At 41.5% G+C, this 20,341-nt stretch carries 21 protein-coding genes; 8 read left to right on the top strand and 13 right to left on the bottom strand.

Going from position 1 to position 20,341, the window contains the following annotated elements; all coding sequences use genetic code 11:
• Positions 1-70 precede the first annotated feature (70 nt).
• Positions 71-1,495 carry an SDR family oxidoreductase gene (locus GO009_RS10260; protein ID WP_163626124.1) on the bottom strand — a complete coding sequence of 475 codons (1,425 nt, stop codon included), beginning with the start codon at positions 1,493-1,495 and terminating at the stop codon, positions 71-73.
• Complete coding sequence (locus GO009_RS10255; protein ID WP_163626123.1) at positions 1,492-1,917, bottom strand: hypothetical protein; 426 nt, start codon at positions 1,915-1,917, stop codon at positions 1,492-1,494. The genes GO009_RS10260 and GO009_RS10255 overlap by 4 nt, the downstream gene beginning before the upstream one ends.
• 94 nt (positions 1,918-2,011) lie before the next feature.
• Between GO009_RS10255 and argS the strand changes: the two genes are divergently transcribed.
• The gene (argS, locus tag GO009_RS10250; RefSeq protein ID WP_163626122.1) at positions 2,012-3,790 is read left to right on the top strand and encodes an arginine--tRNA ligase; all 1,779 of its coding nucleotides are present in this window, start codon (positions 2,012-2,014) and stop codon (positions 3,788-3,790) included.
• A gap of 67 nt (positions 3,791-3,857) precedes the next feature.
• Here argS and GO009_RS10245 read toward each other — a convergent pair whose 3' ends face one another.
• From GO009_RS10245 to GO009_RS10230, 4 genes are all read right to left on the bottom strand, one after another.
• Positions 3,858-4,217: an endonuclease domain-containing protein gene (locus GO009_RS10245; RefSeq protein ID WP_163626121.1), complete on the bottom strand. Its 360-nt coding sequence runs from the start codon at positions 4,215-4,217 to the stop codon at positions 3,858-3,860.
• Between the two features lie 91 nt (positions 4,218-4,308).
• Positions 4,309-6,876 carry a carboxypeptidase-like regulatory domain-containing protein gene (locus GO009_RS10240; protein WP_163626120.1) on the bottom strand — a complete coding sequence of 856 codons (2,568 nt, stop codon included), beginning with the start codon at positions 6,874-6,876 and terminating at the stop codon, positions 4,309-4,311.
• The gene (locus GO009_RS10235; RefSeq protein ID WP_163626119.1) at positions 6,854-7,768 is read right to left on the bottom strand and encodes a FecR family protein; all 915 of its coding nucleotides are present in this window, start codon (positions 7,766-7,768) and stop codon (positions 6,854-6,856) included. Before GO009_RS10235 ends, GO009_RS10240 begins: the two co-directional genes overlap by 23 nt.
• Before the next feature lie 204 nt (positions 7,769-7,972).
• Positions 7,973-8,473, bottom strand: coding sequence for an RNA polymerase sigma factor (locus tag GO009_RS10230; protein ID WP_163626118.1), 501 nt, complete (start codon positions 8,471-8,473; stop codon positions 7,973-7,975).
• A 113-nt stretch (positions 8,474-8,586) separates the two neighbouring features.
• On the opposite strand from GO009_RS10230, the gene GO009_RS10225 reads away from it, so the two are divergent.
• From GO009_RS10225 to folD, 3 genes are all read left to right on the top strand, one after another.
• Positions 8,587-10,347, top strand: coding sequence for a hypothetical protein (locus GO009_RS10225; protein ID WP_163626117.1), 1,761 nt, complete (start codon positions 8,587-8,589; stop codon positions 10,345-10,347).
• A gap of 106 nt (positions 10,348-10,453) precedes the next feature.
• Entirely contained in the window at positions 10,454-11,782 is a 1,329-nt protein-coding gene (gene ffh, locus GO009_RS10220; RefSeq protein ID WP_163626116.1) for a signal recognition particle protein, read from the top strand.
• A 52-nt stretch (positions 11,783-11,834) separates the two neighbouring features.
• Positions 11,835-12,713, top strand: a complete 879-nt coding sequence (gene folD / locus GO009_RS10215; RefSeq protein ID WP_163626115.1) for a bifunctional methylenetetrahydrofolate dehydrogenase/methenyltetrahydrofolate cyclohydrolase FolD — start codon at positions 11,835-11,837, stop codon at positions 12,711-12,713.
• 4 nt (positions 12,714-12,717) lie between these two features.
• On the opposite strand, the gene GO009_RS10210 is transcribed toward folD, so the two are convergent.
• Positions 12,718-12,876 (bottom strand): hypothetical protein, encoded by a 159-nt coding sequence (locus tag GO009_RS10210; RefSeq protein ID WP_163626114.1) that lies wholly within the window; start codon positions 12,874-12,876, stop codon positions 12,718-12,720.
• Positions 12,877-12,996: 120 nt separating this feature from the next.
• Between GO009_RS10210 and GO009_RS10205 the strand changes: the two genes are divergently transcribed.
• Positions 12,997-13,623 (top strand): DUF2306 domain-containing protein, encoded by a 627-nt coding sequence (locus GO009_RS10205; protein ID WP_163626113.1) that lies wholly within the window; start codon positions 12,997-12,999, stop codon positions 13,621-13,623.
• Between the two features lie 4 nt (positions 13,624-13,627).
• Here GO009_RS10205 and GO009_RS10200 read toward each other — a convergent pair whose 3' ends face one another.
• Genes GO009_RS10200 through GO009_RS10190 form a run of 3 tightly spaced genes read right to left on the bottom strand, consistent with a single transcriptional unit; the run spans position 13,628 to position 15,751 of the window.
• On the bottom strand, positions 13,628-14,446 hold the full coding sequence (locus GO009_RS10200) for a DUF1080 domain-containing protein (RefSeq protein WP_163626112.1): 819 nt from the start codon (positions 14,444-14,446) through the stop codon (positions 13,628-13,630).
• A gap of 9 nt (positions 14,447-14,455) precedes the next feature.
• Complete coding sequence (locus GO009_RS10195) at positions 14,456-14,878, bottom strand: VOC family protein (RefSeq protein WP_163626111.1); 423 nt, start codon at positions 14,876-14,878, stop codon at positions 14,456-14,458.
• A 33-nt stretch (positions 14,879-14,911) separates the two neighbouring features.
• Positions 14,912-15,751: an alpha/beta fold hydrolase gene (locus GO009_RS10190; protein ID WP_163626110.1), complete on the bottom strand. Its 840-nt coding sequence runs from the start codon at positions 15,749-15,751 to the stop codon at positions 14,912-14,914.
• A 151-nt stretch (positions 15,752-15,902) separates the two neighbouring features.
• Here GO009_RS10190 and GO009_RS10185 point away from each other — a divergent pair, with 151 nt between their 5' ends.
• The gene (locus tag GO009_RS10185) at positions 15,903-16,271 is read left to right on the top strand and encodes a helix-turn-helix domain-containing protein (protein WP_239057442.1); all 369 of its coding nucleotides are present in this window, start codon (positions 15,903-15,905) and stop codon (positions 16,269-16,271) included.
• Positions 16,272-16,281: 10 nt separating this feature from the next.
• Here the strand turns inward: GO009_RS10185 and GO009_RS10180 are convergent, their stop codons facing one another.
• The gene (locus GO009_RS10180) at positions 16,282-16,830 is read right to left on the bottom strand and encodes a hypothetical protein (RefSeq protein ID WP_163626108.1); all 549 of its coding nucleotides are present in this window, start codon (positions 16,828-16,830) and stop codon (positions 16,282-16,284) included.
• Positions 16,831-16,835: 5 nt separating this feature from the next.
• The gene (locus tag GO009_RS10175; RefSeq protein ID WP_163626107.1) at positions 16,836-18,338 is read right to left on the bottom strand and encodes a helicase HerA-like domain-containing protein; all 1,503 of its coding nucleotides are present in this window, start codon (positions 18,336-18,338) and stop codon (positions 16,836-16,838) included.
• 56 nt (positions 18,339-18,394) lie between these two features.
• On the opposite strand from GO009_RS10175, the gene GO009_RS10170 reads away from it, so the two are divergent.
• The gene (locus GO009_RS10170) at positions 18,395-18,847 is read left to right on the top strand and encodes a RidA family protein (RefSeq protein WP_163626106.1); all 453 of its coding nucleotides are present in this window, start codon (positions 18,395-18,397) and stop codon (positions 18,845-18,847) included.
• Between the two features lie 33 nt (positions 18,848-18,880).
• Positions 18,881-19,513, top strand: coding sequence for a 7-carboxy-7-deazaguanine synthase QueE (locus tag GO009_RS10165; RefSeq protein ID WP_163626225.1), 633 nt, complete (start codon positions 18,881-18,883; stop codon positions 19,511-19,513).
• Between the two features lie 9 nt (positions 19,514-19,522).
• On the opposite strand, the gene GO009_RS10160 is transcribed toward GO009_RS10165, so the two are convergent.
• On the bottom strand, positions 19,523-20,323 hold the full coding sequence (locus tag GO009_RS10160) for a hypothetical protein (protein ID WP_163626105.1): 801 nt from the start codon (positions 20,321-20,323) through the stop codon (positions 19,523-19,525).
• Positions 20,324-20,341: the final 18 nt, after the last annotated feature.

Raw genomic sequence — 20,341 nt, 5'->3', positions numbered from 1 at the left:
AAAAAGGAGATTCTTCAGTCGCTACGCTTCTTCAGAATGACAGTAATTTGTTTAAAAATAAACATTGAGATTAATCAGTTTTTGCAATATTCCGGATCATGTTCCCAAAAATGAATAGATGGAACGGCAGCACGGAGTACCAATACAATCGTCCCAATAAACCTTTGGGTCGGAAGGTAGCGGTTTGGTAGAGCACGCCGTCCTCAATTTTAAACTCCAGCCAAGCTTCTCCCGGGGTTTTCATTTCGGCAAAAAGCAGCAATCGTTTGCTTTTTTTGTCGGCCAGAAGCACTCGCCAAAAATCCAGTGCATCACCAGGAAAAATTTTATCGGGATGGGTTCTTCCACGTCGTAGTCCCGGTCCACCTACTAGCTTGTCCAAAAACCCACGGATTTTCCACAACCAATTACCATAATACCAACCGTTTTCCCCACCGATACGCCAAACATTTTCCAAAACGGCATCCTCATCCTTAATACGAATGGATTTTTTGTCCCGCAGCACACCGTACTTGGGTACTTGGATATAGTTTTCGAGGTCTTCCTTGATCTGTCCGCTGGCAATGCTGTCTTTCCAACTACTGATGACGAGGTTTTGCTCAATTTTTTTGAAGGCCAAGTCGATAGCCTCTTCGTAAGTGTGAGTTTCAATTCCCAGCATTTCTTGCAGGCGATTGTCTTGGGCCACAACCTCCATTTTCATGCTATCCACCAGGTTTGTAGCTAATTTGTAAGAGGTCGAGGTCACAAAATAGAGCCAGTAAGAGGATAGTTTTGGGGTCATCACAGGAACCGTGAAAATCCAGTTTTTAAACCCACGCACTTTGGCATAGCCATGCAGCATATCTTTATAGGTAAGAATATCGGGCCCACCAATGTCAAAGGATTGACCGTAAGTTTCTTTGTTGCCCAACACTTCGGTAAGGAACTGAATCACATCGCGAATGGCAATCGGCTGTGTTTTGGTGAGTACCCATTTAGGGGTAATCATTATGGGCAGTTTTTCGCAGAGATCACGAATAATCTCAAAAGAGGAACTTCCGGAGCCTACTATGATTCCTGTACGTAGCACTGTAACATCAAACGGGCCTTTGTAAAGAATTTTTTCCACATTTTTTCTGGAACTGAGGTGTTTGGAGAGTTCCTTGTCGTTCACGATGCCGCTGAGGTAGATAACCTGTTGGCATTGGGTGTTCTCCAAAATGGTGTTGAAATTTTTAGCAGCTTGTGCCTCCTTTTCATCAAAATCGGTGACCGAGGAAGTCATGGAATGTATGAGGTAGTAGGCGGCATCAATATCCTTGGGCACTTGTTGCTTTTCGGGGTCGTCCAAAAAATCAATCTCGATAACCTCAATTTTTGAGCGGATTTTAGCATCGACCGAAAGCCGTTTTTCATCCCGAACGGCACAAACCACGCTATGGCCCATATCCAAAAGTTTGGGCAATATGCGCATCCCAATGTACCCATTGGCCCCTGTCAGCAATATTTTCATAGGTCTTCCAAATTGGTGGGTAGGTTATCCGCACGATGGTCCATTAATTTACGGAAGAATCGCTGAATAGCTTTGGTATCCGACTTTACTTTGATGAAGTAATGATCCATATAAATGGAGTAGATTCCGATATCACCTTTGTACACGTTCAATTTGTAGTAGGGGATGATAAGCCCGTAGGTCTCTAAACGGGCACGGAACCGAACAATGATGCCGTTCGGACGAATTTCAATGTTACAGCTATTAGTACTGTTATCAAGAACGAGTAGATTGTATATATCCAAGCTAGCTTCGGTAACAAAAAGTTTTGGCGAACCAATCCCGCCCATGGCAAAGCGCTCTTTTATAGGGATGGGTTTGCCTACGGCATCGTCAATTTTTTTGGTGATTGTTTTATCGTTGTAGGAGACGTTCAAAAGCATATCTAAAAATACTCAAATTACGGCGGACCATTTGGTAAGGGTGTGGGAAAAGCCCAAAAATTGCGTAGTTTTGCGCCCTGAAAAGCCTTTATAGATGAGTTTGCAGAACGATTTGACCCAAAAAGTAATCGAGGCGGTAAAACAACTGTACCAAGTTGACTTGCCCACGGTGGAATTTCAACCTACCCGAAAGGATTTTGAGGGCGATATTACCGTAGTGGTATTCCCTATGTTGCGCCTTGTGAAAGGAAACCCGGTTCAGATTGGAACTAAGATAGGGGAGTACTTGGTTGAGAATGTTGATGAAGTGTTAAAATGCAACGTGGTACAGGGCTTTTTGAACATTGTTATTGCTGATAGCTACTACCTTAATTTCTTCAACGGTATTTTTGATGAAACAGATTTTGGTTATGTAAAATCCCAGTCGGATGATGCCGTGATGGTGGAATATTCATCTCCCAATACCAATAAGCCGTTGCACTTGGGGCACATTCGTAATAATCTTTTGGGATATTCAGTAGCAGAAATCTTAAAGGCTTCGGGCAAAAAGGTCTACAAAACCCAGATTATCAACGACCGTGGCATCCATATTTGTAAAAGTATGTTGGCCTGGCAAAAGTTTGGCAAGGGAGAGACTCCTGAATCTTCTGGTTTAAAGGGAGATCATTTGGTGGGGAAATACTATGTGGCCTTTGATAAAGCCTACAAAGAACAGATTGCCGAATTGGTCGAATCGGGCACACCCAAAGAAAAGGCTGAAAAGGAGGCGCCAATTTTATTGGAGGCCCAAGAAATGCTTCGTAAATGGGAGGCTGGAGATGATGATGTTGTGGCACTTTGGAAAAAAATGAACGGTTGGGTGTACGATGGTTTTGATATTACCTACAAAAACTTGGGGGTTGATTTTGATACCCTTTATTACGAGAGCGACACCTATTTACTAGGCCGTGATGTGGTAAAAGATGGTCTGGAACGAGGCGTTTTCTTCAAAAAAGAAGATGGTAGTGTTTGGATAGACCTTACCGATGAAGGCTTGGATGAAAAAATTGTACTGCGTTCCGACGGCACGGCAGTGTATATGACTCAAGATATCGGGACGGCCATTCAAAGGGTGACAGACCATCCGGATATCAAGGGAATGGTATATACTGTGGGCAATGAACAGGATTATCACTTTAAAGTCTTGTTCCTTATCTTAAAAAAACTGGGTTATTCTTGGGCGGAGCAGTTGTTCCATTTGAGTTATGGAATGGTGGATTTGCCCAGCGGCAAAATGAAGAGTAGGGAAGGTACCGTAGTGGATGCGGACGACCTTATCAAAAATATGGAAGATACCGCTGAATCCATTTCTGAAGAATTGGGCAAGTTGGATGGCTATTCCGAAGCAGAAAAAAGACAATTGTACCGAACCATAGGTTTGGGTGCCTTGAAATATTACATCTTAAAAGTGGATCCTAAGAAACGTATTTTGTTCAACCCTGAAGAATCGGTAGATTTTCAAGGGAACACAGGGCCGTTTATTCAGTATACCTATGCTAGGATTCAATCTATTTTGCGCAAGGCAGAGGATGTTGGGTCGAGCGCAGTCGAGACCTCCATGGACCTACACGAGAAGGAGAAGGAGTTGTTGAAACAGATCCAATTGTTTCCCGAAACAGTTCAGTTGGCGGCGGAAAACTTTAGCCCTGCCTTGATTGCCAATTATACTTATGATTTGGTAAAAGAATTTAATTCCTTTTATCAGCAAGTATCCATTTTGGGCGAAACCGATGAGCAGAAGAGAAACTTTAGGGTGCAGTTGTCCCAAAAAGTGGGAGAGGTGATTCAGTCGGCGTTCCGCTTATTGGGTATTAATGTTCCTGAGCGGATGTAATAATCCCTCTGTGTTTTGACTTAATGTCAAAACACATCTCCCTTTTTAAAGGGAGAAGCCTGTGGGATTATTTAAAATGTTCTGAAATTTCCGAGAGTACGGATTCCAAATTTTCAAATACCATTTTATTCTCAAAGCGGACTACGGTAAAACCTAATTCATTCAAAACCTTAGTACGTTTTGCATCGTATTCTTGTGCTTGAGGTGTATTATGAACAGCTCCATCCAATTCAATCACCAGCTTTTCAGATGCACAATAAAAATCTACAATATAGTTTTTGATGCTATGCTGACGGTTGAAACGCCTTCCCTGTAATTTTCTAGCTTTTAGATGTCGCCACAGAAAGGCTTCGGCAGGGGTTAAGTTCTTTCTCAACTTTTTTCGGAAATGTTCTAATTCTTTGCGATTATGGATTCTTTTTTTCATCAATCTCTCTTTTAATAGCTCCCCTCTTTGCAAAAGAGGGGTGATTCAGACTTGCTGAATCGGGGAGATTGATGAGATAAATCTACAAAATTTAAAAACTCACCCTAAAACTTACATTGGGCGTAATGCCCAGCGAAACGTTTTCTACGGTTTCAATCTCATCATCCGCGTTTACACGGTAATATCTGTTGAGCGTATTTTTTCTATTCGTAAAATTTAGAATGGAAAGTCCCGCATTGGCACCAATGCTTCTACTTAACTGAAAATTATAGATGGCGGAGGCGTCCGCCCTAAAATATTCCGGCAATCGGCTACTGTTCGGAGATTGATAATTGATTCTGGGTGGAAAAAAATCTTGGTTCAAACCTTCATCACCTTCCATAGGCTCCGTAAAAGGTTTTCCTGTTCTATAGTTTAGTCCAATACTTAACTTCAAGTCTTTATAAGTATAGGTACTTGCAAAGGTAAGCGTGTGCCTTATGTCCAAATTATTGGGAAAGGACTGCGGTACTATCGAATCAAAAGTATAATCATTTTTATTGTAAGCATAGCTCAACCATGTACTGTAATTGTCTCCTTTTTTGTTGATGAGCAGCTCAGCTCCTTTAACATCGTAACTCCCAATTTCACCCGAAAACTGATGTGGGTTTTGGAATCCTTGTGTGCTGGTACTTATTCCGTCCACATTTTTGTAAAAACCTTCGACCCCAACGTAAAAATTGTTTTTTTCGTAATTGATGCCAACGGAACCTTGTTTGCTTTTGGTAACAGGAAGTGTGCTATCGTTGGACAGAATCCACCGTCGCTTTTCAATACCTAAAAAGTTTTGTTCCAAATCTATGATCTGGTTGGTGGTCTGGCTTTTAAACTCACCCAAAATTTCGGCTCTTACATAATTGGCCAACTTAAAATTCAGGTTGATCCTTGGTTCGATCAAAAACTTTTTGAACGTGTCCAGGTTCTCAATAAAGTTAAAGCGGGCACCGATTTTTCCAATGAACTTGTTTTCTGGTGAATTATAATTGATTTGAGAAAAGGGGGCATGGGTCCTTATAACGCCTTTTACTTTACTGTTAAAGTCAGGCTGGTTGATTTTAGTGGCATTGATAATACCTGTTTCTATATATTGGTAGCCGTTGTTCCAACTGAATTCATCGGTAAGGATATATTTTGTGTTAAGTTTTAGGGCGTTTTCCGTTACTTGATTGTTTTGGAACAATTGCTGCACTTCATTGGCAAAAACGTTTTGGGCATCCAGGTTGTATCTCGAGTAATACATGTTGATGTGTGATGAAAATCTATCTGACCAATCGGACTGCAACTGCCCACCCACCGATAAGTTGTCCTGTTTTAATAGGCTTATGTTGGTTTCATTGGCGGAAACATTGGTTTCCTCGTACTTTAAATTGTTTTTGATGTGAATGGCACTTAGTCGGATTTTGTGGTCGTTGTTGAGGTCGTAAAGGATTTTTCCGGAAAAGTCGTAAAAGAAAAAGTCTTCGTCCCTGATGAATTCATTATCGGCCGAACTGTTGTTTTCAACCGTTATCTCACTATCTTGAAAGGCCCTGTTGAAAAACTGTTTGTAAGTGGGAGTACTCAAAAAATCGGTTGCCGAACGCCTGGCCGAAAATTGAATGCAGAGCTTGTCGGTTATTGGAATTTCTCCATAAACGTCTCCACTTATCAGATTAAATCCACCTCCCCCTTTCCAAATATTGGTAATGGTATTTCCGGTTTCCATTTGGATAACGCTGCTCACCCCGTCGCCAAAATTTGCCGGGGTTCCATTTTTGTATATGGTCACCTTATCTGTTTGGTAGGGATTAAAAGCGGATATCAAACCAAAAAAGTGCCCGGATTGATACATTTTGATGCCGTTCCAAAGCACTAGGTTTTGGTCGTTGGTCCCTCCCCGTACATTAATGTCCGATACCGTTTCATCTATACTCTTAATACCAGGTAGGGCTTGTACGGTTTGCAGGATGTCCGGTTCTATCAATCCTGGAAGGATGCCAAATTCGTCAGTTTTCAGAGTAATACTGGCATCTTTTTCCTTTATGATTCCTGAGGTAAGGTATTTGTACACAAATACTTCATTCAATTGTTCGTAATGCTGTGCCAATAGTATTTTAGGGCATCCACCTTGTTGCAATAGGGTTTCGACCTTTACATATTTGGTAATGTAGCCCAAGTAGCGAATTTTGAGTGAGGCATCACGGGGGATGTTTTCCATGGTAAAGCGGCCATTGTTGTCGGTAATTTTGGCAATATTGGTTCCCAATACCTCTACGGTTGCACCTATTACCGTGTTTTCTTCAAAATTATCCAGTACTACGCCACAAAGGTTTACGCGGTTTTCTTTGGTAAGGGTGTAGTACCGTTCATTGAGTTTTTTTGTTTCTACACGAAATTTATCTTCAATGTATTGTAGAATTCCTTCCAGTGAGTTAAGGTTTTCGGGAATGGAAATGGTGAGTCCTTCCAAATCTTCATTGAGATAGGAAAACTTGATGTTAAAACGGTTTTCCAACGTTTTTATATAGGAAATAAGGCCAATGGGGGATTGTTGCCTTTCCTGCGCATTGGCGGCGCAGAGTATGAAAAGCAAAAAAACAAGGACGAGGCCTAAATGCTTATTGTTGTGTGTTCCCAGCATAAAAAAGTACGTTGTCTCCTTCTATTTTGTAACGTGTTTTGGAGGGGGTACTTATACTTTTTAACGCCATATTTAGGTCTGTGTTGTTGAAAGAACCTGTAAATAAGAGATTTTCATCAATATTTTTTGAGGACACCTTTATATTGAACTGTCTTTCAAGCTCGGCAAAAACATATTTTAGGGGTATGCTCTCAAAGCTACTTTCATTGTTCATCCAAGATGGTAGCGTGCCATTGGGTCTCCCAACGTCAACAATTTTGCCATTGATTATCAAGAAAGAAGTTCCAGCAGGCAATTTGGTCTCTTTGTTATTGTAGGTGACGCTTACCAAACCTTCGTAGCAAGTCACCTCAAAGAAACCTTTTCTATTTTCCACATTAAATTGTGTGCCCAAAACGGCAACCGTTCCGTGTTTGGTGGAAACCGTGAATTTTTTTCCTTTTGCGACCTTAAAGAAAGCTTCTCCTTTTAAATCAACATTTCTTTTATTGTCCCAATTCTTTTTATTGAAGGACACCTGTGAATCTGCGTTCAAAAAGATTTCGGAATTATCGGGCAGTATAACCTCGGAACGCTCTGCGTATTCCGTGGTAACTTTTTCGTTTAGGGTGTTCACGTAAAAATAAGAACCGGCAAGGAGTATGGCAATAACGGCAGCAACTCTCAGGAATTTCTTGAAAGGGTTCAGGGAAATCACCTTTGGTGCATTGTCAATATGCTCTTTTTTCAAGCGCTGCAAGGCTTTTTCCGTGTCAAAATCGGGGGCCTTTAATTTGCTTGAAGCATCCTTGAGCTTTTGATACGAGGCAAACTCTCGGGAATTTTCGAACTCCCTAAGTTCCTCTTCTGAAAGCTCTCCACTGAGCCATTTTGCCAAATAATTTTCTTGCATGGGTTTTATGCTTTACGTTATAATAACAACTACCTTTTAAAATACCCTACCTTTCAAGTTCAAGTTCAAGTTCAAGAGCATAGATCCGTGGATCAGGGCCAAACGACAAAAGCTGGGGCTACTGCCAACTGCCAACTGACTTCGCGCTTCCAACATCAAGTTCAATGGCTTCTGTCTCTTTTCTGTCGTCTATCTTTATCTACTTTAAATACCATCAATATGTTCCCGTAAGCTCTTGAGTGCCAAATGCATCCTTTTTTCAATGGCTTTTATGCTCACTCCTTCCATTTCTGCAATTTCCGCATATTTTTTTCCATCAATCCGGTTGAGCAAAAAAGTAGTTCTTTGGTTTTCGGGCAAAGCATTAAGGGCATTGTCCAATTTTTCCTTGTATTCTTTTTCCTCCATCAAAAATTCTGGAGACTCATTTGTTCTGTCCTTAACAAGGCTGTCAGCATGTTTTAATCTAACCTTTTCTGCCTTGATTACATTTAAATATAGATTATTGGCAATGGTGTAAACGTAGGATTTTGCTTTTTCCGGACTTACCTTTGCACAGTTTTGCCATAATTTTACAAATGCTTCCTGAACGGCGTCGTGAGCCTTTTCCTCATTCCCAAATTTGTAAAAGATATAATTGAAGACCGTTTTGGAGTGGGTCTTAAAAACTTTGCTGAAAACATGATCTTCGCATACGTTGCTCATGGATGGGGGTTTGTTTTTCGGTTCAAATATATTTGAAAATTTTTAAGAAAAAGTAGGGTTTTTTTAAGAAGGGTTGTTTTAAGATTGAATTATAACCCCAAAATTCAAAAGTTATGAAAAAGTTGATTGACAACTTGTTGCGCACAGTACTGGTTGTACTTGTTTTAAGTTTGTCCTCTTGTCAGGAAGAATACGAAGAGATTGACCAAGGCGGCGAAGGACAGGCCATTGCAGCCAATTCTACAACGGCTATATTGATTAAAAATACGTCTTCATATGATGGTTCTTTTGACAATATTGTCGATGGTGCCAGTTGTTTTGCCATACAATTTCCTTATACAGTGAATGTAAATGGGGTTGATGTGACAATCGATTCTAAAAGTGATTTGGAAATCGTTGAAGAAATTTTTGATGAATTGGACGACGACAACGACGTTTTGGACATTGCTTTTCCCATTACAGTTACCCTTTCCGATTTTACCGAGATAAGCATTAAAAACTATGGTGAGCTTGAAAAAATGGCCCGTGAGTGTATTGAAGGGGGCGACGATGACGATATAGAGTGTATCGACTTTGTTTACCCAATTACCTTGTTCACTTTTGGTGTGGATAACCAACAATCCGATCAGGTAGAGATAAAGAACGACCTAGGTATGAGGAGGTTTTTTGATGAACTTGGCGACAATGAACTGATTAGCATACAGTTCCCCGTTACTCTAAAAAAACATGATGGCACCCAAATTACGGTCAGGAGCAATGCGGAACTTGCCGCAGCACTGGAAACATCCAAAAATGAATGTGATGAGGACGATGATAATGATTATAACGATGATGATTTCACTTTAGAGGAACTTAATGACCTTTTGCTGGCCTGTCCTCTGGAAGTTAGACAAGTAATCCGCGATGAGGTCGATAATACAGAGCAATATTTTGAACAGTTGATGACCTTTTCCCAAGATGGAACAGTAGTACTCGCCAGTGCAACTACCAGTATAACTGGAACATGGACTACCAGCGTGGCGGAAAACGGTGTGCTCTTGAATGTTGATTTTGAAGCTGTTGCCGACTTTACTTTGGGTTGGTACGTATATGAATTGGACGATAATCTTATAAAGCTCTATAAGGACAATGGCAACAAAATAATACTTAAAGAACGTTGTGATGCAGAACCGTCCGAAGTAGATAGGGAAACCTTGATTTCAATGCTGCAAGAATGTGAATGGATTGTAAAAAAGGTAATAAACCAAGGGGGTGAGATCAAAAGGCTTCTTGGATATGAATTCCAGTTTAAGACAGGAGGAACGGTTATCCTTGGCAATGGTGTAAATGTTTCACAAGGCAGTTGGGACATCGGACTCAACAGTCAATTGAAATTATCTCTTATGATTACTATGGAAGGCGAGCCAGAGGTGAGTTATGAGTGGCCCATCAGTGAGCTTACAGATAGCCGATTTAAGTTTAATATTGATGACTCAGACAATGAAATGGTACTTCTGCGAGTATGCGATGATAGTGCGGATGATGGCGATGTTACCGAAATTAGGAACATTGCCATGGACGGCCCTTGGAATATCGCCCTGTACCAAGAGGGAGAAATACAACTGACAACTGCTTACACGGGAATGGAGTTTAACTTCTCGACGATGCACCAGATGGAAGTATTGATCAATGCAGACCCTGTGGCCAATGGTCTTTGGAGGGTACTAAGAGATTCGGAAGAAGGTTTGAAGTTCTATATCAATTTTGATACAGGAGATGATTTTGTAGGGTTGACCAATGATTGGAAGGTGGTTTCTATTACTTCCACACGAATTGAACTAACTGATGAAAGCGATGATGGTTCTTTGGATACCTTGGTGTTCGAGAAACCATAGAATTTTTCCCCAATCTTTTTTTTCCAAAAGAAGGACGGCTAGCCCCAAAGCCGTCCTTTTTCTTTATATTATTCTTAAATTTGTGCCTCTTTAAAACAAAGAACACATGTTCGATAATTTAAGCGAAAAATTAGACAAGGCACTCCACGTCCTCAAAGGACATGGCCAGATAACGGAAATCAATGTAGCAGAGACCCTTAAGGAAGTTCGAAGAGCTTTGCTCGATGCCGATGTTAACTTTAAAATAGCCAAGGAATTTACCAACACGGTCAAAGAGAAGGCACTAGGCCAAAATGTATTGTCCTCTCTTCAACCTGGCCAGCTCATGGTAAAATTGGTTAAAGATGAGCTTACCGAACTTATGGGAGGCGAATCAGAAGATATAGACCTCTCAGGCAGCCCATCGGTAATTTTAATGTCAGGTCTGCAAGGTTCGGGTAAAACCACCTTTTCAGGTAAACTCGCCAATTATCTCAAAAACAAGAAAACAAAGAAGCCACTTTTGGTAGCCTGTGATGTGTACCGTCCAGCGGCGATAGATCAATTGCACGTAGTCGGGGACCAAATAGGGGTAGAAGTATATTCCGATAGGGATAACAACGACCCTGTTGCCATTGCCAAGGCAGGTATTGCCCATGCAAAAAGTGTTGGGTGCAATGTAGTGATCATCGATACCGCAGGTCGTTTGGCCGTGGACGAGCAGATGATGACCGAAATCTCCAACATCCACAAAGCCATTGAGCCACAGGAAACCTTGTTTGTTGTGGATTCCATGACAGGTCAGGATGCCGTGAATACCGCGAAGGCCTTTAACGATGTCCTGAATTTTGATGGGGTTATTTTAACCAAGCTCGATGGTGATACTCGAGGTGGTGCCGCCATTTCCATTAAATCCGTGGTGGACAAGCCCATCAAGTTTATCGGTACTGGGGAAAAAATGGAAGCCATAGATGTGTTTCACCCATCCCGAATGGCCGACCGTATCCTTGGTATGGGAGACGTGGTGTCCTTGGTGGAGCGTGCACAAGAGCAGTTCGATGAAGAACAGGCACGTAAGATTCAAAAGAAAATTGCCAAAAATAAATTCGGGTTCGATGATTTCTTGAGCCAGATTCAGCAAATCAAGAAAATGGGGAATATGAAGGACCTCATGGGAATGATTCCTGGCGCAGGAAAAGCCTTGAAAGGATTGGATATTGATGATGATGCCTTCAAGCATATTGAAGCCATTATCCATTCCATGACGCCCGAAGAACGATCTACACCGTCCAAATTGAACGCAAGCCGCAAAAAACGAATTGCTGCCGGTAGTGGAACTTCCATACAAGAAGTGAACCAGTTGCTCAAGCAATTCAATCAAATGAGCAAAATGATGAAGATGATGCAAGGTGGCGGAGGCAAGAAGATGATGCAGATGATGCAGAACATGAGATAACTTTAGTCAGAAGTCAGAAGTCAGAAGTCAGAACCAAATACCAACACAACCCATGGAAATCCTCGACGGAAAAAAAGTATCGAACCAGATTAAAGAAGAAATCACCGTTGAGGTGGCCCAAATGAAAGAACGGGGCGAAAAAGTCCCTCATTTGGCAGCCGTTTTGGTTGGTAACGATGGCGCTAGTCTAACTTATGTGGGCAGCAAAGTGCGTTCCTGCAAAAAAATTGGGTTCGAATCCACATTGATCCATCTTCCCGAAGAGACCACGGAAGAAGATTTGCTAAAGCAAGTGCACCAATTGAACAACGACCCAGCCATAGATGGCTACATTGTCCAACTTCCTTTGCCCAAACATATTGATGAGGAAAAGGTGCTTATGGCCGTAGATCCCGATAAGGATGTGGATGGATTTCACCCCACCAATTTTGGGAAAATGGCCTTGGATATGGAAACCTTCATTTCAGCAACTCCATTTGGTATTATGGAATTGTTAAAGCGCTATAAAGTAGAAACCGAAGGGAAGCACACCGTGGTTATCGGTAGGAGCCATATTGTGGGCAGGCCCATCAGTATTTTAATGAGCCAAAAGGGGAATCCGGGAAACTCTACCGTGACCTTGGCGCACAGTAGAACCAAAAACTTAAAGGAATTAACGCTTCAGGCGGATATTGTGATATCTGCTTTGGGAGTTCCAAAGTTTTTAAAGGCGGATATGGTCAAGGATGGAGTTACCATCATTGATGTGGGGATTACCCGAGTACCAGATGAAACCAAGGAAAAAGGATATTACATCACAGGGGATGTGGATTTTGAGCATGTAAGCAAAAAAGCATCGTACATTACGCCAGTACCGGGTGGTGTGGGACCTATGACCATTGCCATGTTGCTCAAGAACACCTTGTTGGCACGAGAGCGTCACAATGCCTAAGTACTTAGTTAATTTCTTTCTGCTTTATTTCAGTTTTTAAAGCAGCTTCTTGCTCTTCTTCGGGTGTTAAAAATTCAAACTCGGTGTCACTTTCGTCATTGGTGCAGCTGGATACTGCCATGGCAGAAAAAATAAGGGTGACCAAAAGTAAAATTGTCTTCATACTCGTAAGATTTGGATATGCCTCGAAGGCCTAATTTGTACGTTTATAACGAATTACGGCTCATTTTCTTGTTTTTATATCCAAATAATCGATAACTTACTTCTTGGTAAATAAGGCAATATGTCTCAAACGGTTAGGAACAAAGTAGCTTGGGTGGTTTTTGTGTTTTTGGCCATTGGAATAGGTCTCTACCCACTGATCTATATATTCGCGACCGAGGATTTTGGACTTTTAATGAACAAATCCAATGAACTATTGGCAAGTACACTGTGGAAAACAGCCTTTTACGGCCATATCAGTTTTGGAGGCTTGGCTCTGTTGGTGGGTTGGTCTCAGTTTGTCAAAAAGTGGAGGTCCAAACACCTAAAATGGCATAGAAATATTGGGAAAGTATATGTGTTATCCGCTTTGATAAGTGGATTGTGCGGTGTATACCTTGGGTTTTTTGCCACTGGCGGCATTGTTTCATCCTTGGGCTTTATAAGTCTTGGAGTGATTTGGCTCTTTACTACCCTACGAGCCTATATTGCGGTAAAAAACAAAGACCTTTCCCTGCATCAAGGTTTAATGATCTACAGCTACGCAGCTTGTTTTGCAGCGGTCACCCTTCGTATTTGGCTACCGCTCCTAACTATCATATTCGGAGAGTTTTTACTGGCCTACAAAATAGTTGCCTGGCTTTGTTGGCTGCCCAATATGGTTTTTGCCTACTTCTGGGTACAAAGAAAAGGCCTTACCATTGATTAATGGGTCAATCCCCTTCCTCTAGAACTTTTATTTCAACTTTTCTGAAATCTATGGCTTGTCCTTCACTTTGAAGTGCAATAAATCCTTTTTTCAGTGGAGTGCCATCAATTTTTATCTTCTCATCATAGCCATTGGCCACACCACCTCCAATTTGTGGTTTAGTATATTCCAACACTTTTTTGCCTTTGATTATATGGGTAACCAAAGAGTCTCCATGTACAATAAGTTCAGCGCGAACCCATTCCCCTACAGGGTAGGTGTCACTGGTGGACTCAATGCAGTGCCGAGGGTCCACTTGGCCTTCAAATACAACATCCGTTCCGGGAGAACACATGTTTCCGGTTGGTCTGGGTACACCTTCGGTAATGCCAGCAAGTAATTGTAGCTCAACTGAAATAGGCCAATCCTGTTCTTTTGGCATGGTTCGCGGATCTTGGGAGTGAAACATAATTCCGCTGTTCAACATGGTGTACTCTGGAGCCGTTTCATACCAACCATCCACAAAACGATACTCCACAGCAAGATGATAGCTCGAAAAAGGTTCGTCATAATACAAATGGCCATAACGACTGTTGAAATCACCTTCATATTTATCGTATCGTACTTTTAAAATACCATCTTCTACCCTAAATGTATCGCCAAAATTATCTCCAACCTCATAATGATGAATTTTAACCGTCCAATTATCAAGATTCTTCCCGTTGAACAACTGAACCCAACTTGAGTTGTTAGTTATGTCCCTTTTGGCGGTAAAACTGTATAAAAGGTAGCAAAGTGTAACGGCAATAGCGATGGATGCAATTAGTTTGTTATATTTTTTCATGCCCCAAACTTATTTAGCAAATAACTGCCCCATATCCTTAAAAGCCTTGAATTCCAAAGCATTGCCGGCAGGATCTAAAAAGAACATGGTCGCCTGTTCCCCAGGTTCCCCTTTAAACCGAATGTAAGGTTCAATTACAAAATCGATACCCTTTTCTATTAATGTTTTGGAAAATGTTTGAAAGGTATCCCATGGCAAAACCACGCCGTAATGGGGCACAGGTACATTTTTACCATCAACAGGATTGGTATGTGTATCTTCTTCGGACTTTGGCTTATAATGAATCACGAATTGATGTCCAAAAAAGTTGAAATCCACCCATTGTTCAGCACTTCTTCCTTCTTCACAACCAAGCACATCGCGATAAAAGGTTCTGCATTCATCTAAATTGTGGACAGGCACGGCAACATGGAAAGGGGTTATTTTTTGCATGGTCTATTTTTCTTGAAAATTAGGACAACTTTGTCAAGCTTCCAAAAAAGATATGATTTGGTCGTTCACATCGTCTTGATGCATGGAATGTCCCAATCCCTCGGTACTTATCAACGTACTGTCTTTCCAATTTTTATTTACCGCCACAGAGGCATGGTAAGGTGTAATGTTGTCATACCTATCATGAAACAACAACCCTTTTTTACTGATGGATTGTGCGAATCTGGAAGTAGAAAACTCATCAATCCGGAATCCAAAGCGGTTGTATACGTACTTATCCAAGTATTTCATCACCCTATTATTGAACTTTAACAAATCTTGAAAGTGCTCCATAATCTCGTGGAATTCCGATGGAGAACCAATGGTGACCATTTTTTCAACGTAGGCGCTTGGATTTTTATATTGGTTGTAAATAATGGTCATACCGCCCACCGAATGCCCAATCAAATGTTTTGGATTGTACTTTGTTACCATATAGTTTACAGCTTCCTCATACAAAGGCACATATAAGTGTTTTCCAGAAGAATAGCCATGCGAAGGTGCATCAAAAGCAATAATGTTGAAATCAGCTTCCTTAAGTTTTTTGATAAGGTTGCGCCATCTAAAGGTGTTGCTCTCCCAACCATGAACCAACAAAACGGTTTCTTTGTTCCCTGGCCAATGGTAGGATTGTATTTTATGCTCTGCAACCTCTTCAATGGCTAGTTTGGCTCCGTCCAAATAGGCTGCTTGTTCCGGTCGAACCCTCCCTTTTCTGACTGTACAGAACAAATGAAAAGCACTATCGGCCGCTTTTTTGGGTGCAATAAGTGTATAAACATTATAGTATTGCCCGTAGGCCAATGGGAGTATTTTGTTGAGTAGTTTTTTCATAAGGTTACTTTTTGTAACTTACTCTTAATTTGATACTAAAAGTACATATTCATTTTAGAAAACAAAAGAAGTGAAGGATTGAAAACTAAGTGTGTAAATGGAAACTATCGCTGATAATCAGAAAATTAGGACGGTAAAAAAATTAGAAAAAATGTTTGGACATATAGATTACAAGAACCCGCCCGAATTATGCCCGGTTCGCGATGTAATGTCCGTAGCTTCTGACCAATGGAGTATATTGATTCTTCTTTGGCTGGGATATTTTCCTTTGCTCCGGTTCAACAAACTCAAGAAATATGTTTACGGAATATCCAATAAGGTGTTGAGCCAACGCTTAAAAGTTCTTGAGGCGGACGGTTACATTGCCCGTAAAGCGTATCCTGAAGTACCTATCCGTGTAGAGTATAGTCTCACGGATTTTGGGCAATCTTATGTGGAAAAACTTCTGGAATTGGCCGAATGGATGCACGATAACAGTCCAAAGGTTTTGGCCAACCGCGAAAAATTCGGCTTGCTTTAACCCAGTTAAACTATTCCCATCCCAACATCAAATATTTGATTTTGGCATTGTCCGGTATTTGTACCGCTTCAATATCCGAAGTTGAGTAGCGTAAACTCTCGGGCAACTCTTCCTTGTCAATGGTAAAATAAAGATTGCTACCTTTTGGGAAGACCACAATACTGTTTAAAGTCGTCACAATTTTTTTGATATCATATTTGTTTTGGATATCCTTAAAAGTACTTTGAAGCCCAATTCCTTTTTCTGATACATATCTGGAATCCATAATTCTAACATTCTGAACAGTGGGGATGCTATCAGAATTTGGGGTCAGGGTCAAGAGGTGTTTGCCTCCCTTTTCAAATACTTCGATTTTTTTGGCGGATGTACCCAAGTTGATTCGGGCTGTGTCTCCAACAACGGAATCTTTCACAAAGGTGCTTTCCAATTCACTGACCTTGGTGGTCTGGGTCAATGGTCCAACACTGGTTTCTGTAATCAAGAATGTGGTATCCCTTTGGCAAGAATGGATTATTGCAACCCCAAAAAACAGGGCAATTGCTCGGCTTGTCTTTTTCATATATATTATCGAATCACTTTTTTTAATACTCCTAAAACACCTCTGATGAATGTAGCACTGGTTAAAACTTTAACCACAGGATTCATTCGGGTGCTTCTTCTGCTGGAAGACCTTTGGGATGTTGATTTTTCTTCCTTTTCGGCTTCTTTTTCCGCTCTTTCAATTTTTTCATTGAGGATTTCGTAGGCGCTTTCACGGTCTATCTCCTCATTGTATTTTTTAATTAATTTGGACTGGCCCAGTACATCTTTTATCTCATCATCGTTCAAAATATCCATACGGCTCATCGGCGCTCGCATCATTGTTGCTGCCAATGGCATTGGGCGTCCTTTTTCGTCCAAGGCGGATATCAAAGCCTCTCCGGTTCCCAACGAAGTCAATACCTCTGCCGTATCGTAATAATCGGAAATGGGATAGTTCTGTGCTGTTAGTTTTATGGCTTTTCGGTCTTTGGCGGTAAAAGCACGGAGCGCATGCTGAACTTTTAAGCCCAACTGCGCTAGAACGTCATCTGGTACATCGGTTGGGTTTTGGGTCACAAAATAAAGTCCGATTCCCTTGGAACGAATTAGTTTCACAATACTTTCAATCTGGTCCAAAAGTGCTTTGCTGGCATTATCAAAAATCAGGTGGGCCTCATCTATGAACAGCACCAGCTCTGGTCTGTCACTGTCCCCTTGTTCGGGAAAAGTGGAGTAGATTTCTGCCAAAAGACTCAACATAAAGGTCGAGAAGAGTTTCGGACGGTCTTGGATATCGGTCAAACGGATAATATTCACATAGCCACGACCGTTTTCATCAATTCTGACCAAATCTTCCACATCAAAAGATTTTTCCCCAAAAAAGAGGTCGGCACCTTGTTGCTCCAGTTCAATAATTTTCCTCAAAATGGTTCCCGTGGAACTGGTTGAAATACGACCGTACTCCTTTCGGAACTCCTCTTTCCCTTCGCCAGTGGCATATTGCAGTACTTTTTTAAAATCCTTGAGGTCAAGGAGTGGCAGCTTGTTGTCATCACAATATTTGAATACTACAGCAACAATACCTTCTTGGGCAACGCTCAGGTCCAAGATTCTGGAAAGCAATACAGGACCAAACTCAGATACCGTGGCCCGCAAGCGAACACCGTTCTGTTCAGAAAGCGACATGATTTCCACGGGAAACCCCTTGGCTTCAAATGGTAGGCCTATTTTTTCTTGACGTTCATCAATTTTTGGATGTCCGGGGCTGGGTTGGGCAATGCCACTAAGATCACCTTTAAGGTCCATGAGCAACACGGGAATCCCTTTGTCGGATAGGTTTTCGGCCAGAACTTGCAACGATTTTGTCTTTCCGGTTCCCGTTGCCCCTGCAATTAGGCCATGGCGATTCATCATTTTTAAGGGAACCTTTATGTAAGCGTTGGTCATGGTTTCGCCATCCAACATTCCGGCACCCAAGGTGATGTAATCGCCCTTCATGCTGTAACCTTGTTCTATGTGTTCAAAGAATTCTTCTTTGCTGCCCATCCTGTTCAATTTCCGATAAAAATAGGGTAATTTTAAGCAAAACTAAAAATGAGATTATGAAACCTTTCCACTATGCAATATTGTCTATTTTGATGGGAGGGGCAATGGCCACTTCCTATGCACAAGAAACCACCGATATTATTTTCCATAAGTCGCATGAGCCCAAAAAACAAAACGCTCCTTTTAGTGATGTGGTACAGGCTGGTAATATGTACTTTTTGGCTGGCCAGATAGGGATGGACCATACGACTCGCACACTTGTTCAAGGCGGGGTCAAAGCTGAAACTGAACAGGCCATTAAAAACATCGAGGCCGTTTTGGCACAACATGATATGACCTTGGAGCATGTGGTAAAATGCACCGTGATTTTGGCCGATATTGATGATTTTTCGGCCTTTAATGAAGTTTACACCCAATATTTCACCAAAAAACCAGCTCGAACCACCTTTGCAGCTAAAGGCATTGCGGCCAACGGTAGCATAGAAATTGATGTTATTGCCGTAAAATAGGGCCAAACCATAGAAGTGAATTATCTTTGCACCATGATGGAAGAAAACGTGATGGATTTGGTGGAAAAGGGCTTGATGTTGCCCCTGATGGAAGAATTTTATACCATTCAAGGGGAAGGTTACCATAAAGGTACGGCTGCTTATTTTATAAGAATCGGCGGCTGCGATGTGGGTTGCCATTGGTGCGATGTTAAGGAAAGTTGGAATGCCGAAACACATCCCCCAACACCTATTGATAGTATTATAGCCAATGCTGAAAAATATTCGGATACCATTGTTATTACAGGAGGTGAGCCGCTTACTTGGGACATGGGCCCATTGACCCAAGGGCTTAAGGCCAAAAACATGAAGATTCATATCGAAACCTCTGGAGCTTATCCATTGACGGGTGTTTGGGATTGGATTTGCCTGTCGCCTAAAAAAAACAAACTTCCCGTGGGCGATATTTATAAAAAAGCCCACGAGCTTAAGGTCATTATTTACAACAAGCACGATTTTATTTTTGCCGAGGAACAAGCTGCGCAAGTAAGTGATGATTGCATACTCTACCTACAACCCGAATGGAGTGTTCGTGACAAAATGGTTCCGCAAATTGTGGATTATGTAATGAAGCATCCGAAATGGAAAGTTTCCCTACAGACCCATAAGTATTTGAATATTCCTTAAGCTAAAAGATTAACGCCCCCCATATTTCTGAAGGTCCAAAATACATTCGGGACCCAAATCTGGAATGGTAGCCAAGCCTTTGGAAGCATTTTTTTCCATTTGTTTAAGCAAAGAAGACCCAAATTCCAGTTCCGAGCGCATTAAACAACCATCCACATTGCAATGGTTGTCGGATTCGGGATCTTCGTGCTCGTTCACGGATTGGGTTGACAAATTAACCAGACCGAATAAATGGCCGAACTCATGCAAGAGCGTGGCAGTCTCAACCTCTTCAGTACTTACTGATGTGCTGCTGTTGGCTATTTTTTTTACGGTAGATTCGTAAATGACCATGGAAGTATTGCGATACACAGCTCCTAAGGTTACTAGTCCTTCACTATCATCGTCGCTGTCGGCAGGGGCATCGGCAAAGTAAATATAAATGGCCAATGTTGAGCCATTGTTATACTCGTCCCTGTTTTCATTTTCAAGGTCAACTACTTCTTCAAGGGTCAATGTTTCTTCATCCGGAGAGGATAGTGCAGTATATTTAAGCTCAATGTTTTCTTTGTGGGTGTACGTCCTTAAAAACTCCTCAAAATTGGCAATGGCTCCAGCGGTGGGGGCAAAACCGGTGACATAATCAATTTCAATCAAAAGTTTGTCAAAAGTATCATTGGATAACAAGTTTCTAGCAGAAGCCCCTGTGGATAGGCGATTTCCAGATTTGTCAATGTTAATGGTGGAATCCGCTGATGAGATATCCGAATCCTTGGAACAGCTTATCAGTAATCCAAAACTACATAAAGCGTAAAGCGCAATTTTTTTCATAACAAGTCAATATGTACT

Origin of the sequence: Allomuricauda sp. TY007 (genome assembly GCF_010468565.1) — a bacterium.
GTDB lineage: Bacteria > Bacteroidota > Bacteroidia > Flavobacteriales > Flavobacteriaceae > Flagellimonas.
This window is presented reverse-complemented; position numbering and strand designations above follow the sequence as displayed.

Coding starts and splice junctions, on each gene's coding strand:
- GO009_RS10260 (WP_163626124.1), bottom strand. CDS start 1,495: ATGAAAATATTGCTGACAGGGGCCAATGGGTACATTGGGATGCGCATA.
- GO009_RS10255 (WP_163626123.1), bottom strand. CDS start 1,917: ATGCTTTTGAACGTCTCCTACAACGATAAAACAATCACCAAAAAAATT.
- argS (WP_163626122.1), top strand. CDS start 2,012: ATGAGTTTGCAGAACGATTTGACCCAAAAAGTAATCGAGGCGGTAAAA.
- GO009_RS10245 (WP_163626121.1), bottom strand. CDS start 4,217: ATGAAAAAAAGAATCCATAATCGCAAAGAATTAGAACATTTCCGAAAA.
- GO009_RS10240 (WP_163626120.1), bottom strand. CDS start 6,876: ATGCTGGGAACACACAACAATAAGCATTTAGGCCTCGTCCTTGTTTTT.
- GO009_RS10235 (WP_163626119.1), bottom strand. CDS start 7,768: ATGCAAGAAAATTATTTGGCAAAATGGCTCAGTGGAGAGCTTTCAGAA.
- GO009_RS10230 (WP_163626118.1), bottom strand. CDS start 8,473: ATGAGCAACGTATGCGAAGATCATGTTTTCAGCAAAGTTTTTAAGACC.
- GO009_RS10225 (WP_163626117.1), top strand. CDS start 8,587: ATGAAAAAGTTGATTGACAACTTGTTGCGCACAGTACTGGTTGTACTT.
- ffh (WP_163626116.1), top strand. CDS start 10,454: ATGTTCGATAATTTAAGCGAAAAATTAGACAAGGCACTCCACGTCCTC.
- folD (WP_163626115.1), top strand. CDS start 11,835: ATGGAAATCCTCGACGGAAAAAAAGTATCGAACCAGATTAAAGAAGAA.
- GO009_RS10210 (WP_163626114.1), bottom strand. CDS start 12,876: ATGAAGACAATTTTACTTTTGGTCACCCTTATTTTTTCTGCCATGGCA.
- GO009_RS10205 (WP_163626113.1), top strand. CDS start 12,997: ATGTCTCAAACGGTTAGGAACAAAGTAGCTTGGGTGGTTTTTGTGTTT.
- GO009_RS10200 (WP_163626112.1), bottom strand. CDS start 14,446: ATGAAAAAATATAACAAACTAATTGCATCCATCGCTATTGCCGTTACA.
- GO009_RS10195 (WP_163626111.1), bottom strand. CDS start 14,878: ATGCAAAAAATAACCCCTTTCCATGTTGCCGTGCCTGTCCACAATTTA.
- GO009_RS10190 (WP_163626110.1), bottom strand. CDS start 15,751: ATGAAAAAACTACTCAACAAAATACTCCCATTGGCCTACGGGCAATAC.
- GO009_RS10185 (WP_239057442.1), top strand. CDS start 15,903: ATGTTTGGACATATAGATTACAAGAACCCGCCCGAATTATGCCCGGTT.
- GO009_RS10180 (WP_163626108.1), bottom strand. CDS start 16,830: ATGAAAAAGACAAGCCGAGCAATTGCCCTGTTTTTTGGGGTTGCAATA.
- GO009_RS10175 (WP_163626107.1), bottom strand. CDS start 18,338: ATGGGCAGCAAAGAAGAATTCTTTGAACACATAGAACAAGGTTACAGC.
- GO009_RS10170 (WP_163626106.1), top strand. CDS start 18,395: ATGAAACCTTTCCACTATGCAATATTGTCTATTTTGATGGGAGGGGCA.
- GO009_RS10165 (WP_163626225.1), top strand. CDS start 18,881: ATGATGGAAGAAAACGTGATGGATTTGGTGGAAAAGGGCTTGATGTTG.
- GO009_RS10160 (WP_163626105.1), bottom strand. CDS start 20,323: ATGAAAAAAATTGCGCTTTACGCTTTATGTAGTTTTGGATTACTGATA.